This window comes from Tsukamurella pseudospumae (genome assembly GCF_001575195.1).
In the GTDB taxonomy this organism is placed as follows: Bacteria; Actinomycetota; Actinomycetes; order Mycobacteriales; family Mycobacteriaceae; genus Tsukamurella; species Tsukamurella pseudospumae.
Map to the genome: position 1 here is coordinate 1 of NZ_LSRF01000064.1, position 202 is coordinate 202.

Annotated in this window: 1 rRNA gene; it reads left to right on the top strand. The window is 52.5% G+C overall.

Going from position 1 to position 202, the window contains the following annotated elements:
• A 23S ribosomal RNA gene (locus AXK60_RS25120) occupies nt 1-202 on the top strand; the annotation flags it as partial.

The window sequence follows — 202 nt, forward strand, 5'->3', positions numbered from 1 at the left end:
CAAATCCGGATCTCACATAGCCTGAGAGGTGATGCGTAGCCGTTGCGGTGAATTCCATGATCCTATGCTGCCGAGAAAAGCCTCTAGCGAGATCTGATGTGGCCCGTACCCCAAACCAACACAGGTGGTCAGGTAGAGAATACCAAGGAGATCGAGAGAACTGTGGTTAAGGAACTCGGCAAAATGCCCCCGTAACTTCGGG